We start from the raw sequence: 15877 nt of genomic DNA on the forward strand, positions 1-15877 counted from the left end.
TCATCATTTTAAATGTTTTAATAATAATTTATCGGTAGCATAAAAGATTTCTTTTAATCAAATATTTAAATATGCAATAAAAAACTAGAGTCCATTAACAAAACAGCCCCGTCTTCGGAGCTGTTTTTCTCTATGCTTTCTTTTGAGATTGAAACTCAATAAAAATCGAAATCAGACTAGAAGGCTAGGCAAAAGCATAACTCAAGTTAGCTCCCATAGTTCGGGGAACTATGGGAGGTTGTAGATGAATCAAAGCCAAGCTTTGAACTCATTCGTAAGAAGCCGACGACGTATCATTTTGATTTTTGAAGAGTTTTAGAAATACTACGATTTTTACCTTCAAGATAGACCATCAAAATAGAAATATCTGCTGGATTCACTCCCGAAATACGGCTTGCTTGGCCGATAGTTTCTGGATTGATGAGTTTGAACTTCTGACGGGCTTCTGTCGCAATCGAGTCAATATCATCCCAGTCGATATTGGCTGGAATCCGTTTTTCTTCCATGCGTTTCATCTTGGCAACCTGATCCATGGCTTTGGAAATATAGCCTTCGTACTTGATCTCTGTTTCAATCAATTCGATAATCTTGTCATCCAAGTCCTCGGCAGCTGGCCCTATGAAGGCCACCACATCTTGGTAAGAAACTTCTGGACGGCGAAGGAATTCCTTGGCTGTAACCGCATCTGTCAACGGCTTGAAGCCCATCTCCTCAACCTTAGCATTAGTTTCCTTGACTGGCTTGAGTTTGATGCTGTCGAGACGCTTCATCTCATTGTCAAATTGATTTTTCTTGATTTCAAAACGAGCCCAGCGTTCATCATCCACAAGCCCAATCTCGCGTCCCATCTCTGTCAAACGCATATCGGCATTGTCATGACGGAGGATGAGGCGGTATTCAGCTCGACTGGTCAAGAGACGGTAGGGTTCAATGGTTCCCTTGGTCACCAAGTCATCAATCATGACCCCAATATAGCCGTCGCTGCGCTTCAAAATCAACTCAGGCTTGCCTTGGATTTTTAGAGCCGCATTGATACCCGCGATAATCCCTTGGCCAGCAGCTTCTTCGTAACCTGACGTTCCATTTGTCTGACCAGCTGTGAAAAGTCCTGAGATTTTCTTGGTTTCCAAAGTCGCACGCAACTGGTGTGGCAAGACCATGTCGTACTCAATGGCATAACCTGTTCGCATCATCTCTGCATTTTCCAACCCTTTGATAGAATGAACCAAGTCACGTTGGACATCCTCAGGTAAACTGGTTGAAAGACCCTGGACATAGACTTCCTCTGTATTGCGTCCTTCTGGCTCAAGGAAGAGTTGGTGACGTTCCTTGTCCGCAAAGCGAACAATCTTGTCCTCAATCGACGGACAGTAACGAGGTCCCACACCCTTAACCACACCTGTAAACATAGGCGCACGATGGAGGTTGTTTTGGATAATCTCATGGCTGGTGCCGTTGGTGTAGGTCAACCAGCATGGCACTTGATCCTTGACATAGTCCTCATCACGTGAAGTATATGAGAAGTGATTTGGCGCTTCGTCCCCTGGCTGAATCTCTGTCACGTCGTAATTGATAGAAGAAGCCTTGACACGTGGAGGGGTTCCTGTCTTGAAACGACCGATTTCGAGGCCCAGTTCCTTGAGATTATCAGCTAGGTTAATCGAAGCCAGACTGTGGTTAGGACCTGACGAATACTTGAGGTCTCCGATTATGATTTCCCCACGGAGTGCAGTCCCTGTCGTCACGATAACAGCCTTGACAGCATACTCTTGATGGGTCGCTGTACGAACACCGACAACCTTGCCATCTTCCACCAAAATCTCATCAATCATGGTTTGACGAAGGGTCAGATTCTCTTGATTTTCAACTGTCTTGCGCATCTCCTTAGAGTAAAGCTCCTTGTCAGCTTGCGCACGAAGGGCACGGACAGCTGGCCCTTTCCCTGTGTTGAGCATCTTCATCTGGATGTAAGTTTTGTCAATGTTCTTGGCCATTTCCCCACCAAGTGCATCCACTTCACGCACGACAATCCCCTTGGCAGAACCACCGATAGAAGGGTTACAAGGCATGAAAGCCAGCATTTCAATGTTGATGGTCGCAAGCAAGACCTTACAACCCATACGGCTGGCAGCCAAGGAAGCCTCGACCCCAGCGTGCCCCGCACCGATTACAATAATATCGTATTCTTCTGTAAAATTATAAGTCATTTCTTAACCTTTCAAAAATTTCTCGCAAATAAGGAACTAACTTCTCCTCCTCTAGAGCTTGATCCATAGTAACCCATTTAAAGTGTGTATGCTCTTCAGGATCTAATCTGATAATTGGCTTCTCCTCAACCCACTCTGCTTTATAAACTAAGCGAGTAAAGACCGTATCCTTAGAGGTATCCAGTTGACTATCTTCGTGAAGAAGTTTGAGCGAACTGCTATCTAGCCTAACTCCCGCTTCTTCAATGCATTCTCTAAGAGCTCCATCTCGCGGAAGTTCACCCTTTTCAACCCCGCCACCAGGAATATCCCAGTAAGTCGGATAAACGTTGGGTTCTCCTCTTTTAATTTCCGAACGCTGAATGAGTAAATAATCACCACCACTATGAACAAGTACATGGGCAATAAGCTTAACCATCATTTTCTCTCCTATTCTTCAAGATGAATGTGTTTTAGTTGGTCGTCCCAATTTGGTAGGGCTGTTTTTAAAAAGGCTGGAACTAGCTGGATATTCTGGAGCTGGTCCAAATCAATCCACTCACAAGGCTGCGGTTTTTCGTCTTCCTGCATGGTCAACGGGGCATCCTCCAGCAAGTCTACCAAATAATGAAATTCGATGTTGTGATAGGAAACACCGTCTTGTTCAAAACGATTCTCAACTACAAAGGCTAGTCGCCCAGCTTGAGCTTTGACACCTAGTTCTTCCCTCACTTCACGGACTATCGCTTCTTCCGTGCTTTCATTGACTTGGATCGCACCACCAATAGTGTAAAAGTAATCGCCTTCTTTTGTAACCAAAAGCTGATTATTTTGAACAATCAAGGCTGTCGCCCGAACACCAAAGACCGTGTTCCCCACTTTGGTCCGAAAGTCTTGTTGAGTCATTTTTATCCTTTCCCTTAAACGACACAAAAACAGTCAAAACTCCAAAGAAGTGCAGGACAAAAAAGCCTGCAACATCCATGAGCTTTGACCATCATTTCTATTGCTTTTATTATTGTAGCAAATTGAGAAAATTTGTCAATCTAAATGTACTGACAAATCTGTCCATCTCGATAAGCATTATCAATCAAACCGCCACCGAGACACTCTTCGCCATCGTAAAAGACAACTGCCTGTCCTGGTGTGATGGCGCGTTGCGGTTCCGCAAAGATGACCTCTGCCTTATCTCTTTTGACATGTACTGTCACCTTAGAATCAGGCTGACGGTAGCGGAATTTTGCTGTGCATTCTAGAGTAAATTCCTCTGGCATCTCACGAGTAAAGTGGACTTGACTGGCCTCTAGACTGGTTGACATGAGCGAATCATGGTAGAATCCTTGTCCGACATAGAGGATATTTTGGCTCAAATCTTTTCCGACAACGAACCACGGTGCATTATCACCGCCGTGTTGGCCACCGATACCAAGTCCGCCACGCTGACCGATTGTATAATACATCAGACCTGCATGTTCACCCATATCGCGACCATCCACAGTCATCATGCGACCTGGCTGGGCTGGTAGGTAATTGCTGAGAAAGTTTTTAAAGTTCTTTTCGCCGATAAAGCAAATTCCTGTCGAGTCTTTCTTCTTAGCAGTCGCAAGGCCTGCTTCTTCTGCTAGTTTTCGTACTTCAGGCTTTTCCAAATGCCCCAGTGGGAACATGGTTTTTTGGAGTTGTTCTTGCGAAAGTTGACTGAGGAAATAGGTCTGATCCTTGCCATTGTCCACGCCACGAAGCATGTGAACGATGCCATCCTCATCACGCGCCACACGAGCATAGTGCCCAGTCGCCACATAGTCTGCCCCCAAGGTCATAGCATAGTCCAGAAAGGCCTTGAACTTGATTTCCTTGTTGCACATAACATCTGGATTTGGCGTGCGCCCTGCACGGTATTCCGCTAGGAAATACTCAAAAACGCGGTCCCAGTACTCTTTTTCAAAATTGACAGAGTAGTAGGGAATGCCGATCTGGTCTGCCACCGCAGCCACATCCTTGTAATCTTCGGTCGCCGTACAGACGCCGTTTTCATCTGTGTCATCCCAGTTCTTCATGAAGATGCCGATTACATCGTAGCCCTGCTCCTTGAGCAAAAGAGCCGTCACCGACGAATCAACACCACCACTCATCCCCACAACAACACGTGTTTTAGAGTTATCACTCATGGTAAGTCTCCCATCTATTCGTTTATTCATACCCTCAAAATTCTATTTACTATGACTTTCAATAGAATTTCTTCGAGTATAGTCTTTTCGTTTGCTTTTAGGAGTAAAATGGTCTGGGAGACCATTTTAGCCTATCATCTTAAAATGAAAATATGATAGGCAACGAGTCGCAGGCATATCTCGAGTTCGCTCAATCAGTCTGGGAGACTGATTGAGGTTATAAATCAGACAAGCTCAGCTTGCATCTCATTTCGAGTTAACGACGTAATAAAAGATAAACGAAATGACCAGTTCACGATTGAAGGTCGTGTGTGCTTTAACGATTGAAGGTCGCTTGAGCAGTATTCATTATAACACGCTTGGTTGGAGAAGACAAGAAAGAGGCTGATAAATCATCTCAACCTCTCTTTCTTCCTTTGCAAACGAATCAATTTTCCCCTTTAAGTTCTTTCTTCGCTTGTTCTATCTGGTATTTCACTTGCTCAAAGCCGGTTCCTCCTAAGGAATTCCGTCTCTGAACAGCGGTTTCTGGGCGCAAGTAGATATAAATATCCTCTTCAATCAAGGGATGGTAGACTTGCAACTCCTCCAAATCCCAATCTTGAATATTTTTACCATGCTTGATAGAGTCTAGAACCAATTTCCCTACTATTTCATGCGCTTCTCTAAAGGGAAGACCTTTTTCAGCCAAATAATCTGCCAGTTCGGTCGCATTCGAAAAATCATTCTCTGTGGATTGCTGCATTTTGGCCTTATTAACCTGCATGCTCGATAGCATACCTGCCAACACATCCAGAGAATTTAAAATCGTTTCTACTGTATCAAACATGCCTTCCTTGTCCTCTTGCAAATCCTTATTGTAAGCCAGAGGCAAAGACTTCATGACGGTCAATAGCCCAAGCAAGTTCCCGTAAACTCGGCCTGTCTTCCCTCGAATCAATTCCGCCATATCAGGATTTTTCTTCTGGGGCATGATAGATGAACCCGTTGAAAAGCTATCAGACAAGCTAATGTACTGATACTCAAAACTGCACCAATTGATGATTTCCTCACAAAAACGACTCATATGCATCATCAAAATGCTGGCATTTGACAGAAATTCTAAGATAAAATCACGGTCACTCACTGCGTCCAAGGAATTGGTATAGGGTTGTTGGAAACCCAATAAATCACTCGATAATTGACGATCGATTGGAAAAGTTGTCCCCGCTAAGGCAGCCGCACCCAGTGGAGATAGGTCCGTATGTTTCAAGTTAAATGCAAAGCGCTCGCTATCCCTTTGGAACATATTATAATAAGCCATGAGATGATGGGCAAAACTAATCGGTTGGGCATGTTGCAAATGAGTATAACCTGGCATGATGGTTTCCACATGTTTTTCAGCCAAATCCAGCAAAACACTGTTCAGATTCGCCAACTTATCCAAGACATGGCCAAGCTGCTCCTTTAGATATAAGTGCATATCCGTTGCGACTTGGTCATTCCGAGAACGAGCCGTGTGTAGTTTCCCAGCCAGAGGACCAATTTTCTCTGTCAGCAACACTTCCATATTCATATGAATATCTTCATTTGCAATATCAAAATGAAGCTCTCCTGCCTCTAAATCTCGCAACAAAGCTTGCAGACCATCTTGGATCTGCTCTGCCTCTTCCAAGCTTAAAATGCCAGTCTGTCCTAGCATTTGAACATGAGCTAGGGAACCCATCAAATCAAATTTTGCCAGCTGGTGGTCAAAAGAAATACTCGCACCGAACTGTTCTACCCAATCTTCCACAGTGCCTTCAAATCGACCACCCCATAATTTTGTATTTTTCGGCATATCCTGTCGTCCCTTTCTATCGCGTCACTACTCAACATTTTTCTGAACTTCTGAATAAACCTTAGTCGGAAGCCCCCAAAGCTTGATAAATCCAACAGCCGCATCTTGGTCAAAAGTATCCGCACTAGTATAAGTCGCCAAATTTTCATCGTAAAGAGAATTTGGTGATTTCCGAGCCACTACCTGGGCGTTCCCCTTATAAAGTTTAACTTTTGCAGTTCCATTGACAACTTTCTGTGTCTCCTTGATATAGGCAATCAAAGCCTGAGTTGCTGGGCTAAACCACAAGGCATTATAGATGAGATTGGACAACTCATTTTCGATAATAGGTTTGAAATGAGCCACTTCTCTCACAAGAGTCAAGTCTTCAATCTCCTTATGAGCTGCCAATAAAGTCACAGCGCCTGGGCACTCATAAATCTCTCTTGACTTAATACCGACTAGGCGATTTTCCACATGGTCAATACGACCGACACCATGTTTGCCCGCAATTTCATTTAGCTTTTGAATCAAATCCGCTACTTTCATCTTCTCACCATTGAGGGAGATGGGCACCCCGCAGCTAAACTCAATGTCAATAAATTCTGGACTGTCTGGTGCCTCTTCCGGCGAAGATGTGATTCCAAATGCTTCTTCTGGCGCTTGGTTCCAAGGGTTTTCCAAGACACCACATTCATTTGCACGTCCCCAAAGATTTTGATCGACAGAGTAAGGATTGTCAAGGTCAGCAGGAACTGGAACACCGTTTTCTTTGGCATATTGGATTTCTTCTTCACGAGACCATTTCCACTCACGAACAGGCGCAACTACTTTTAAATTGGGATTCAAAGCTGCAATAGAGACTTCAAACCGAACTTGGTCGTTTCCCTTGCCTGTACAACCATGGGCAATTGTGGTTGCCCCCGTCTGATGAGCTATTTCAACGAGTTTTTTTGAAATAAGAGGGCGACTCAGAGCAGATACCAAGGGATACTTCTGTTCGTAGTAAGCATGTGCCTGAAGAGCCACTAAAACATAGTCATTAGCAAATTCTTCCTTAACATCAATGACATAAGACTCAACAGCCCCAACCTTGAGAGCTTTATCGTGGATGAACTCCAAATCTTTTCCTTCACCCACATCCATACAAACAGCGATTACATCATAGTCTTTTTTTAACCATGTAATAGCAACCGATGTATCCAATCCACCTGAATAGGCTAAAATGACTTTTTCCTTACTCATTTCTCTTCCTTCTTTCTATTTTTCGATAGAGGCTTTAAAAGCATCGTCAATCAATTTGTCCAACTCCCCAGAATCCTTCAACTTCTGGATGGTTTTGTCAACCGCCTCTTTTAATTCTTTACTGTCTTTTTTCATCGCCACAGCGTAGGAATCTTCTTTGTCATTGTCAAAATCAAACTCAGCGATGGCTAGGTCTGGATTATTCTCTACAAATCCTTTCGCCACTGGTTCTTCAAAGATAACCGCATCTAGTTGCCCTGATTTCAAATCTGTTATCAAATTTCCATTTTTAGGAAGTGAAACGAGAGAAGAATCCTGCAAGGTTTCTTTAGCCAGAGTTTCCTGGATAGAACCTTTCTGCGCTCCAACCTTTTTCTGGGCCAAATCCTTGACTGATTGGTAATTCGTTAATTCAGATTTTCTTACGATAACCTTATTTTTCGAAGTGTAGTAGGGAATTGAAAAATCGTAAACTTGACTTCTCTCTTCCGTTTTAGAAACACCTGATATGGCAAGATCGGCCTTACCTGAATCAAGACTAGCTAGTACATTGTCAAAACTCATTGGAGAGAGCTCCACTTCTACACCTAGTTCCTTTGCGATGGCTTTGGCTAGCTCAACATCTGAACCTACAATCTGATTTTTCCCATCGACCAATTTCTGGTATTCGAATGGAGCAAACTCTGGATTTAGGGCCACCACCAATTTTCCTTTAGCCTTAATGCCTTCAACACCTTGGGATTGAGTGTTACTACAAGCAAATAATAAGGGAAACATAAGCAAACCAAACATCGTCATCAACACCTTCTTCACTTTATTCATAGAAGAACCTCCTTTTATTTTTATACTTTATTATTGTATAAATAATACTCCTCTCATTTTCGTTTGTCAAGAAAAAATTGTATTTTATTTCATTAAAATCAAGAAAAAGCTTATTATATGATATATTTTTACACATAATAAGCTTATTTATACTATTTGAGTTTTAAAACAATTTGAAGAATTTTGTCGGAATTATACAAATAGAGCATTGCTGAGAAGCTCGTTTCGCTTTTTGTTCTAGAGAAACAAAAAAGAGCCCTAAAGGACTCTTGTATTCTTAATACCAACCGTTGTTAAGCCAGAAGTTCTTGGCAGCTGTCCATGAACCGTAACGTCCTGCAACGTAGGCATCTGCTACACGTTCTTGGTTTTCAGCTGAGTAGTCACCGTTCAAGTATGAATCTGTCAATTGGTAACGTCCGATGTAACGTCCGTTTGTAGCAGTGTAGCTACCACCTGATTCTTTTTGAGCGATCCATTCTTTGGCTTCTGCTTCAGAACCACTTACAGTAGAAGCTGCTGCAGTGTTGCTTTCTGCTGCTGGAGCTGCAGGTGCGGCTGGAGCTTCATAGGTTGTTGTTTCAGTTACTTCTTCTGCAGTTTCTTCCGCAGCTGCTGGTGCTTCATAAGTTGTTGTTGAAGCTGCAGCGGTTGCAGTTGCTGTCGATGGAGCTGTTCCTTCGATAACCAAAACTTGGTCAACATAGATAAGGTGAATATCTTTGATGTTGTTTTTTGCTGCCAATTTTTCAACAGTTGTGTTATACTTCTCAGCGATTTCTGAAAGAGTATCACCTGATTTAACTGTGTAAGTTACAGTTTCTTGGGCAGATGCAAGTGATGGAGCAAAGAAAGCAAGCAAAGTTGCTACTCCTGCGATAGTTGTTTTAATTTTTTTAGTTGTTAATGACATATCTAAAAATTCTCCTTCCATTGGATATATCTATGATACCTTTTAAATGTTACCGTTGTTTAACGGTTTTATGTAGAAATATTACAAAAATGTTTTATATTTACCGTTTTAAGGAGGTTTTTGTCACAAAAGACCTTATTTTATACTATCTTTAATCATTTTAAGCTTTTGATAAGGGAAATAAGCGCAGAGGTCCATTCTTTGATATAATAGATATAAGAATCTTTGTAAGGGGAAACAGATGCACTCACTTCGTTTTCAATCTGTCTTTGACATTATCGGACCAGTTATGATTGGCCCATCAAGTAGCCATACTGCTGGAGCTGTTCGCATCGGGAAAATCGTCTCTTCCATCTTTGATGATACGCCGACAGAAGTCGAATTCCAATTATTTAATTCATTTGCCAAAACCTACCGTGGTCATGGAACCGACCTTGCTCTCGTCGCTGGTATATTAGGTATGGATACGGACGATCCCGACATTCCAAATAGCCTAGAGATTGCCCATAAACGTGGTATCAAGATTGTCTGGACCATTCAGAAAGACAGCAATGCCCCTCATCCTAATACCACTAAAATTACTGTGAAGAATGAACACAAATCCATTAGTGTGACAGGAATTTCCATCGGTGGAGGAAATATCCAAGTTACGGAACTTAACGGCTTTGCTGTCTCTCTCAACATGAACACACCAACCATTATCATCGTACATCAGGATGTTCCAGGTATGATTGCCCATGTTACTGAAGCCCTCTCTCGTTTTGATATCAATATCGCTCAGATGAATGTGACTCGAGAAAAAGCTGGAGAAAAAGCCATTATGATTATCGAAGTCGATAGTCGAAGTTGCGAAGAGGCGATTGAAGAAATCCGAAAAATCCCTCATCTCCACAATGTCAATTTCTTTAAGTAGGAGGAAACATGTTTTATTCTATCAAAGAATTGGTTGAGCAAGCAGATCTAGACTTCCAAGGAAATGTCGCAGAACTCATGATTGCGACCGAATATCAATTAACAGGTCGGGAACGCCCAGAAGTTCTCCTCCTCATGGAACGCAATCTAGAAGTCATGAAAGCCTCTGTCGAGCTCGGTCTCAGTGAAAATAAATCCCGTAGTGGCTTAACGGGTGGAGACGCGGCCAAACTAGACCGCCATCTCAAAAGTGGCAAGGCCTTGTCTGACTTTACCATCCTATCAGCAGCCCGTAATGCCATCGCGGTCAATGAACACAATGCGAAGATGGGCTTGGTCTGCGCTACCCCAACCGCAGGAAGTGCCGGCTGTCTGCCAGCCGTTCTCACTGCTGCTATCCAAAAACTTGACCTCAGCCACGAAGAACAGTTAGATTTCCTCTTTGCTGCTGGTGCCTTTGGACTAGTCATCGCAAACAATGCCTCTATCTCAGGCGCTGAAGGTGGCTGCCAGGCCGAAGTTGGCTCTGCCTCTGCCATGAGTGCCGCAGCCTTGACCTTGGCTGCAGGTGGAACTCCCTATCAGGCTAGTCAAGCCATCGCCTTTGTCATTAAAAATATGCTGGGCCTCATCTGCGACCCCGTCGCTGGTTTGGTTGAAGTTCCCTGTGTCAAACGAAATGCCATGGGAGCCAGCTTTGCCTTTATCGCAGCAGACATGGCCTTGGCAGGTATCGAGTCTAAGATCCCTGTTGACGAAGTCATCGATGCAATGTACCAAGTTGGATCAAGTCTTCCAACTGCCTTTCGTGAAACGGCCGAGGGTGGACTCGCCGCCACACCTACTGGTCGTCGCCTACAAAAAGAAATCTTCGGAGAATAAGTTTATCTGTTAGGAGAAATCATGCCCTCTATCTCAGCTATCTTTTTTGATCTGGACGGAACCCTGGTTGACAGTTCCCTCGGGATCCACAATGCCTTTACCCATACCTTTAAAGAGCTAGGAGTTCCAAGCCCTGATGCCAAAACCATTCGTGGTTTCATGGGCCCGCCACTTGAAAGTAGCTTTGCAACGTGTCTTCCCAAGGAACAAATCTCAGAAGCTGTTCAAATCTATCGTTCTTACTACAAGGAAAAAGGAATCCACGAAGCGCAACTCTTCCCCCGAATAACGGAATTGCTTCAAGAGCTTTCGCAAAACTACCCTCTCTACATCACTACAACAAAGAATACTCCTACTGCTCACGATATGACTAAAAATCTGGGAATCCATCATTTCTTTGATGGCATTTACGGTTCTAGTCCTGAAACGCCACACAAGGCGGATGTCATCCGTTACGCCTTGCATATGCATCAACTGCCTGCAGACCAAGTCCTCATTATCGGGGACACCAAGTTTGATATGATCGGAGCCCAAGAAACTGGCATTAAAAAGTTCGCTGTTTCTTGGGGATTTGGAGAAGAGGCTGATTTACTCATCTATCAACCTGACTGGATTGCCCATACCATTGACGATATCATTAGCCAGCTCTAACCATACAAAAATACTCCTAACACTAGTGAACTAGGTTGAGGAGTATTTTTGTGTATAGGGTCATCCTTAGCGAATAATCAAAATGAAACGGAAAGATAGATTAACTGATTTGTAGCATACATCCACCAGTAGTCCGAACGAGTCGAAGACCAGTAAAGTTTACATACACCTTCCAAAAGTTCTTATAAGCATTGAACAGACAATAATAGCTTTCCTCTTCATAAAGCCTACCATACAGCATCATGATTGACAAATCCTGAAACGACTCAGCCGTTTTTAACTAGACTAAAAATATCTTAATATTTTCGTACCATGTCTTCAAACTGAGAGTCTTCCTTATTCTCTTTATTTTTGTCACTATTTTTTATCACTTTTTTTCCAAAGCGTTGACTGGGCATAGCGAGCATAATTAACAGTGTTAATGCACCCAAAGGGACAAATACAATAAAGATATAAGCCCAATAGACACCCACATCCCGTAAACGGCGTTAAGTAAAAACGCTCTCTTAAACACGGAACAAACCCAGAAATCAACGTTTTAAGACAAAGCAAAAAGCCCACTGTTGTAGGCTTCTTGCAATATAAAGTCTTATCTTAAAGCATTTTGTTATCTTGCAGTGATTAGGTACAGAAAAACAGGCCTAAGCCTGCTCTAAATCTAACTTGATTTTCTCCAAAACTATTAAATTCAAATAAGCTGAGAAAACATAAAGGGTAACAAAAAGGGGACTTAAATTGATGAGTTCAGTAAGCAAGTAGATTGCACCTATCAAAGGTGCTTTTTATTTTAATAATACTGCACTTCAATTCCATCCATGATATTTATTAAAGTGTTGTCGCCAATTTTTAAAGAAATTAGATCATTGAATGACGATACCTGGTGTTCCTTATCTCCAATCACCACCACAATATCATGAATAGAATTAAGAAAAATCCCACACGCTTGACCATTATAATCAAAAGAGGCGTCCCAACCATTGTCATATAACGCTTGTAAATCATCTAATATTGCCATATAAATCTAAATCCTTTTCCATAGTGTTTTCTTTCAAATAAGGCAGGTAAAAGTGCCTAGATTGTTCTAAGCGCTATGAGATTGGTTTAATTGAGATAATCTCACTCTCAAAGAGAGAAATCTCAGTTGGTTCATCAGGGCTAGGGTTGTCAATGAGGATAGTGATTTCATCTTGCTCATCATTGTCCATTTCGTCAATAAAATCAGTTACTAGACCTGTTAAACTCTCTCCATTTCCTGTTATTACTGCAACTTTTGATCGTAGATACTTCCAAAGTTGTTTACTCATTTTTATCCCTCTCTCAGTTGCTAAAATTCTAAAAAAAGAGGCTTACAGCCTCAATAGGAAATGGCGGGACGGACTTTCCCCACCTCTCAGATACCCTTTCGGGTGCGTGTGCGTCCGATATTTTTCTACTTCATTTCCTCAGTAATATTATATCAAAAGTTACAAAAAAAAGCACCTAATGGCGCTTTCCCATCTGAGTGCGACGTACTTAACATACGCTTAATTGCTTTAATCACAATTCAGATGTTTAAACAGTGTACTTATACCTGTAATTCTATTCTATACCACGCGCGCGCTTTTGGCAAGTAAAAACTACGGTAAATTTAAAAAAGTATGGTTCGGTATGTCTCGTAACTCACTGACCTGCTTTTCATATGAGTTCCATATTCTATTGGCTAAAATATCTGCAGCCTGTATTAAATAGTCATTCTCAGAAACACATGACTTAGTATGGACAACAAAATCACCTTCTAAAATAGGAGGATAAAACTTTCCGTAGTTAAAGTTTGTAATCCCATGCTTCAACTCCTCCAGGATCCCCTCGCCCAAACCATATAAACCATTCGTAGCAAAGCCTTGCTGATCAATATTCACAAAAAGCTCAATATCATCATTCTTGTTAATCAAGCCTTGCTCTATTAGCTTTTTGAACAGATTTTTTACCACCCTCTTTAAGGCATAATCTTTAAATCGCTGACGTGATTTTTTATCTCCCATGACACTTGCGTGAACGTTTGGTAAATTAACTGACACAGAAAAACTAATCTCATCTTTAAGAACCTTAAAGAGGGCATTTTTGTGCTTTCTTTCAATATTCGCCGCTTTGAGTTCTCCCTCTATAGCTTTAGCTTTTTTTATTTTTGTATTAAGGGAGCGATAGCGTTTTTTTGCAGATATTTTGTCCTCGTCAGAAATAAAGCAAAAGCCTGCGTACACAAAGTAGTTATGATTGGAGTGAAAGACCCCTGAGTCATCTATAAAAATTGAAATTTTTTTCAACTGTTCTTCCTCATTAGTTACTAGCTAGAATTATACCACAACAATATATTAATTCATAGCTTTTGTAGTATCTCCTTAACTTTGATTTCAAAATAGCCCTTTATCTCCGCCTTATCTACTAAGTGTTCTATGGCTTTTTGCCTTACTCGATATACCGAGGCTGTAGATACACCTATTTCCTCAGCAACCTGCCAAGCGTCAAGAATATTCAAGTAGAACAGCCTGAGAACAGAACGCTCAAGCGGATTGGCCAGCTTATCGATCAGCCTAGATGTTTCCATTCTCTCCTCAGTAAGTCGCTCAATTCTCTGTAAAGTGTCCTCTTTTAGTTTTAGAACACTTATAAGGTTATTCTCTGCCGTATTTACCCTGCTTGTTTGTACTCTGGTAGTGCTCAGTTCTTGCTTTTTGATAATACCACTTTCTAAAGCTGCAAGCTCTAAATATAAGCCCTCTATTTCTTTATTGATCCACTTAACGCCCTCTAGTTTTTCTTTTACCTGCTCTGGTGTCATGCCTTGGCCTCCTGTATGGTATAATTTTATTGTGTTAATTATAGCTGAGGCGGAACGCCTTGGCTTTTTTGTTTTAGTTAAGTCCAAAAACGGACATTACTCATAGTATTCAACGTACTCAGGATCTCCGAAAAGACTTTCTGGCAATCCACAAACATCTATTAGGCGTTGTACTACTTGTACGTCTATCATTATCTCGCCCTTTTCTGTTATGTGATAGTATTTCTTATGTAAAGAGCCTAAATATACTCCGTTTTTATAGATTGAAAGGCTGCCACTTCTACTAGGTAAAAGTCCTGTATAACGATTATATAAACCGCGTTTCATAGCATTATTGTTTCCATACTTCGGTTGTCTATTCCCTCGATTACCTCTAGCAACTTGATTACCTGGTAAAAAACGCCCTCTAACATCTCTCTCCATTTAGCACCCTCTCACCGTGTTGGTTTCGGAAATTATACTTCATTGGAACGCTCTAAACGCTCCGTAAACCGTTCTAAAAAGTGTACCAGGGTTATTTTATCGCTGATACACTTTTGACTAGTTTTATAAGCTCTCAGATAGCCCTAGAGCCGTATCAAAATGATTAGAGTATGTTTCTAAAGCAGTATTCAATTCATCACTAGCTAAAACTAACATGAAAGCTAGATCACTTGCTGAACCGTTACTATCAATGATTGGAGTATCATGATAGCTCTTAGCATGTTGCTTGAATACCTTTAACAGTTCAGCTAGCCTATCTTCTTTCAGGATATAGCTAGGTAAAGCGATGTTGTTAGCTGATCCGATTTCATGTAATTTCTTAATGGCCAGCGGATTGCGCTTGTATTTCTCTAAGTAACCTAGCAGCTCCTGTTCCGATACTTTCATAGTGCTTAGCAAGTTCAACTCAGCAACATTATCAGCCGTTACAGTTTCGTACTCTGATTTAATTTTCTCTAGTTCTGTCTGTTCAAAGTTCTCTAGCTTAGCTAGAATATTGGCAAACTCAGTATCTGAGTACTGATCGGCCTCTTTTTTAAAGTTCTCCAGGCGTAGCTCAGCCTCAGACTGATATAAAACCTGATTTCGAACTTTTTCCCAAAGTTCTTTTTTCATTGTTCCATAAGCCTCAATCTTTTGTTGCTTATAAGTGCCTAGGCTGTAAATTTGTGCCTTTATTTGTTGTAGTGTCATAGCGATCTACCTCTTTCTTTTTTCTCTGATTAAAACAAAAAGAGACATGACAAAGAGTAGTTAAACTCTTATATCATGCCTCTAGTTTTCTAGTCAGCAGCTAAATTTTTTCTTTTTGCCTAGTTTCCTTTTGAATGGGTTTACCATCTTGTGTTTTGATGATTAGACTACCAAACTCTGGCAACTTAGCTGACTTTATTATACCATTTTTTGAGTATAAAACAAAGCCTTTATCTAACATATTTTTAAGTTGTTCTGCATTTAACGCCATATTAAATCTCCTCTATCTCGGGTGTACCTCCAGGT

18 protein-coding genes are annotated in these 15877 nt (G+C 41.5%); 3 read left to right on the forward strand and 15 right to left on the reverse strand.

Annotated elements, in window-relative coordinates:
- Positions 1 to 293 precede the first annotated feature (293 nt).
- The 8 genes from mnmG to DF216_RS04450 form a co-directional block, all read right to left on the reverse strand.
- Positions 294 to 2207, reverse strand: coding sequence for a tRNA uridine-5-carboxymethylaminomethyl(34) synthesis enzyme MnmG (gene mnmG / locus DF216_RS04415; protein ID WP_129326094.1), 1914 nt, complete (start codon positions 2205 to 2207; stop codon positions 294 to 296).
- Positions 2197 to 2628 (reverse strand): NUDIX hydrolase, encoded by a 432-nt coding sequence (locus DF216_RS04420; RefSeq protein WP_129326095.1) that lies wholly within the window; start codon positions 2626 to 2628, stop codon positions 2197 to 2199. The genes mnmG and DF216_RS04420 overlap by 11 nt, the downstream gene beginning before the upstream one ends.
- 8 nt (positions 2629 to 2636) lie before the next feature.
- Positions 2637 to 3092 carry an NUDIX hydrolase gene (locus tag DF216_RS04425; RefSeq protein ID WP_164979001.1) on the reverse strand — a complete coding sequence of 152 codons (456 nt, stop codon included), beginning with the start codon at positions 3090 to 3092 and terminating at the stop codon, positions 2637 to 2639.
- A gap of 140 nt (positions 3093 to 3232) precedes the next feature.
- Positions 3233 to 4354: a tRNA 2-thiouridine(34) synthase MnmA gene (gene mnmA / locus DF216_RS04430; protein WP_129326096.1), complete on the reverse strand. Its 1122-nt coding sequence runs from the start codon at positions 4352 to 4354 to the stop codon at positions 3233 to 3235.
- Positions 4355 to 4781: 427 nt separating this feature from the next.
- Positions 4782 to 6173, reverse strand: a complete 1392-nt coding sequence (gene argH / locus DF216_RS04435) for an argininosuccinate lyase (protein WP_129326097.1) — start codon at positions 6171 to 6173, stop codon at positions 4782 to 4784.
- A 27-nt stretch (positions 6174 to 6200) separates the two neighbouring features.
- A complete protein-coding gene (locus tag DF216_RS04440; protein ID WP_045592735.1) occupies positions 6201 to 7397 on the reverse strand; it encodes an argininosuccinate synthase in 1197 nt (398 codons plus the stop codon).
- 15 nt (positions 7398 to 7412) lie between these two features.
- On the reverse strand, positions 7413 to 8219 hold the full coding sequence (locus DF216_RS04445; protein ID WP_061588571.1) for an ABC transporter substrate-binding protein: 807 nt from the start codon (positions 8217 to 8219) through the stop codon (positions 7413 to 7415).
- Between the two features lie 277 nt (positions 8220 to 8496).
- Positions 8497 to 9132 (reverse strand): LysM peptidoglycan-binding domain-containing protein, encoded by a 636-nt coding sequence (locus tag DF216_RS04450; protein WP_000060322.1) that lies wholly within the window; start codon positions 9130 to 9132, stop codon positions 8497 to 8499.
- A 241-nt stretch (positions 9133 to 9373) separates the two neighbouring features.
- Here DF216_RS04450 and sdaAB point away from each other — a divergent pair, with 241 nt between their 5' ends.
- Genes sdaAB through DF216_RS04465 form a run of 3 tightly spaced genes read left to right on the forward strand, consistent with a single transcriptional unit; the run spans position 9374 to position 11577 of the window.
- Positions 9374 to 10045: an L-serine ammonia-lyase, iron-sulfur-dependent subunit beta gene (sdaAB, locus tag DF216_RS04455; RefSeq protein WP_000555868.1), complete on the forward strand. Its 672-nt coding sequence runs from the start codon at positions 9374 to 9376 to the stop codon at positions 10043 to 10045.
- Between the two features lie 8 nt (positions 10046 to 10053).
- Positions 10054 to 10926 carry an L-serine ammonia-lyase, iron-sulfur-dependent, subunit alpha gene (gene sdaAA, locus DF216_RS04460; RefSeq protein ID WP_000500031.1) on the forward strand — a complete coding sequence of 291 codons (873 nt, stop codon included), beginning with the start codon at positions 10054 to 10056 and terminating at the stop codon, positions 10924 to 10926.
- Positions 10927 to 10947: 21 nt separating this feature from the next.
- Positions 10948 to 11577, forward strand: coding sequence for an HAD-IA family hydrolase (locus DF216_RS04465; RefSeq protein WP_129326098.1), 630 nt, complete (start codon positions 10948 to 10950; stop codon positions 11575 to 11577).
- Between the two features lie 787 nt (positions 11578 to 12364).
- Here DF216_RS04465 and DF216_RS04480 read toward each other — a convergent pair.
- From DF216_RS04480 to DF216_RS10820, 7 genes are all read right to left on the reverse strand, one after another.
- A complete protein-coding gene (locus DF216_RS04480) occupies positions 12365 to 12592 on the reverse strand; it encodes a 16S rRNA processing protein RimM (RefSeq protein WP_129326099.1) in 228 nt (75 codons plus the stop codon).
- Positions 12593 to 12665: 73 nt separating this feature from the next.
- Positions 12666 to 12881, reverse strand: a complete 216-nt coding sequence (locus tag DF216_RS04485) for a hypothetical protein (protein WP_129326100.1) — start codon at positions 12879 to 12881, stop codon at positions 12666 to 12668.
- A gap of 312 nt (positions 12882 to 13193) precedes the next feature.
- A complete protein-coding gene (locus tag DF216_RS04490) occupies positions 13194 to 13880 on the reverse strand; it encodes a DUF3800 domain-containing protein (RefSeq protein ID WP_015606052.1) in 687 nt (228 codons plus the stop codon).
- A gap of 53 nt (positions 13881 to 13933) precedes the next feature.
- Positions 13934 to 14395 (reverse strand): DUF1492 domain-containing protein, encoded by a 462-nt coding sequence (locus DF216_RS04495; protein WP_129326101.1) that lies wholly within the window; start codon positions 14393 to 14395, stop codon positions 13934 to 13936.
- A gap of 96 nt (positions 14396 to 14491) precedes the next feature.
- Positions 14492 to 14818, reverse strand: coding sequence for a hypothetical protein (locus DF216_RS04500; protein WP_129326102.1), 327 nt, complete (start codon positions 14816 to 14818; stop codon positions 14492 to 14494).
- A 123-nt stretch (positions 14819 to 14941) separates the two neighbouring features.
- The gene (locus tag DF216_RS04505) at positions 14942 to 15571 is read right to left on the reverse strand and encodes a hypothetical protein (RefSeq protein WP_129326103.1); all 630 of its coding nucleotides are present in this window, start codon (positions 15569 to 15571) and stop codon (positions 14942 to 14944) included.
- A 100-nt stretch (positions 15572 to 15671) separates the two neighbouring features.
- Positions 15672 to 15842, reverse strand: a complete 171-nt coding sequence (locus tag DF216_RS10820; protein WP_164979002.1) for a hypothetical protein — start codon at positions 15840 to 15842, stop codon at positions 15672 to 15674.
- Positions 15843 to 15877: the final 35 nt, after the last annotated feature.

Origin of the sequence: Streptococcus oralis, assembly GCF_004127215.1 — a bacterium.
Classification (GTDB): Bacteria; Bacillota; Bacilli; order Lactobacillales; family Streptococcaceae; genus Streptococcus; species Streptococcus oralis_BD.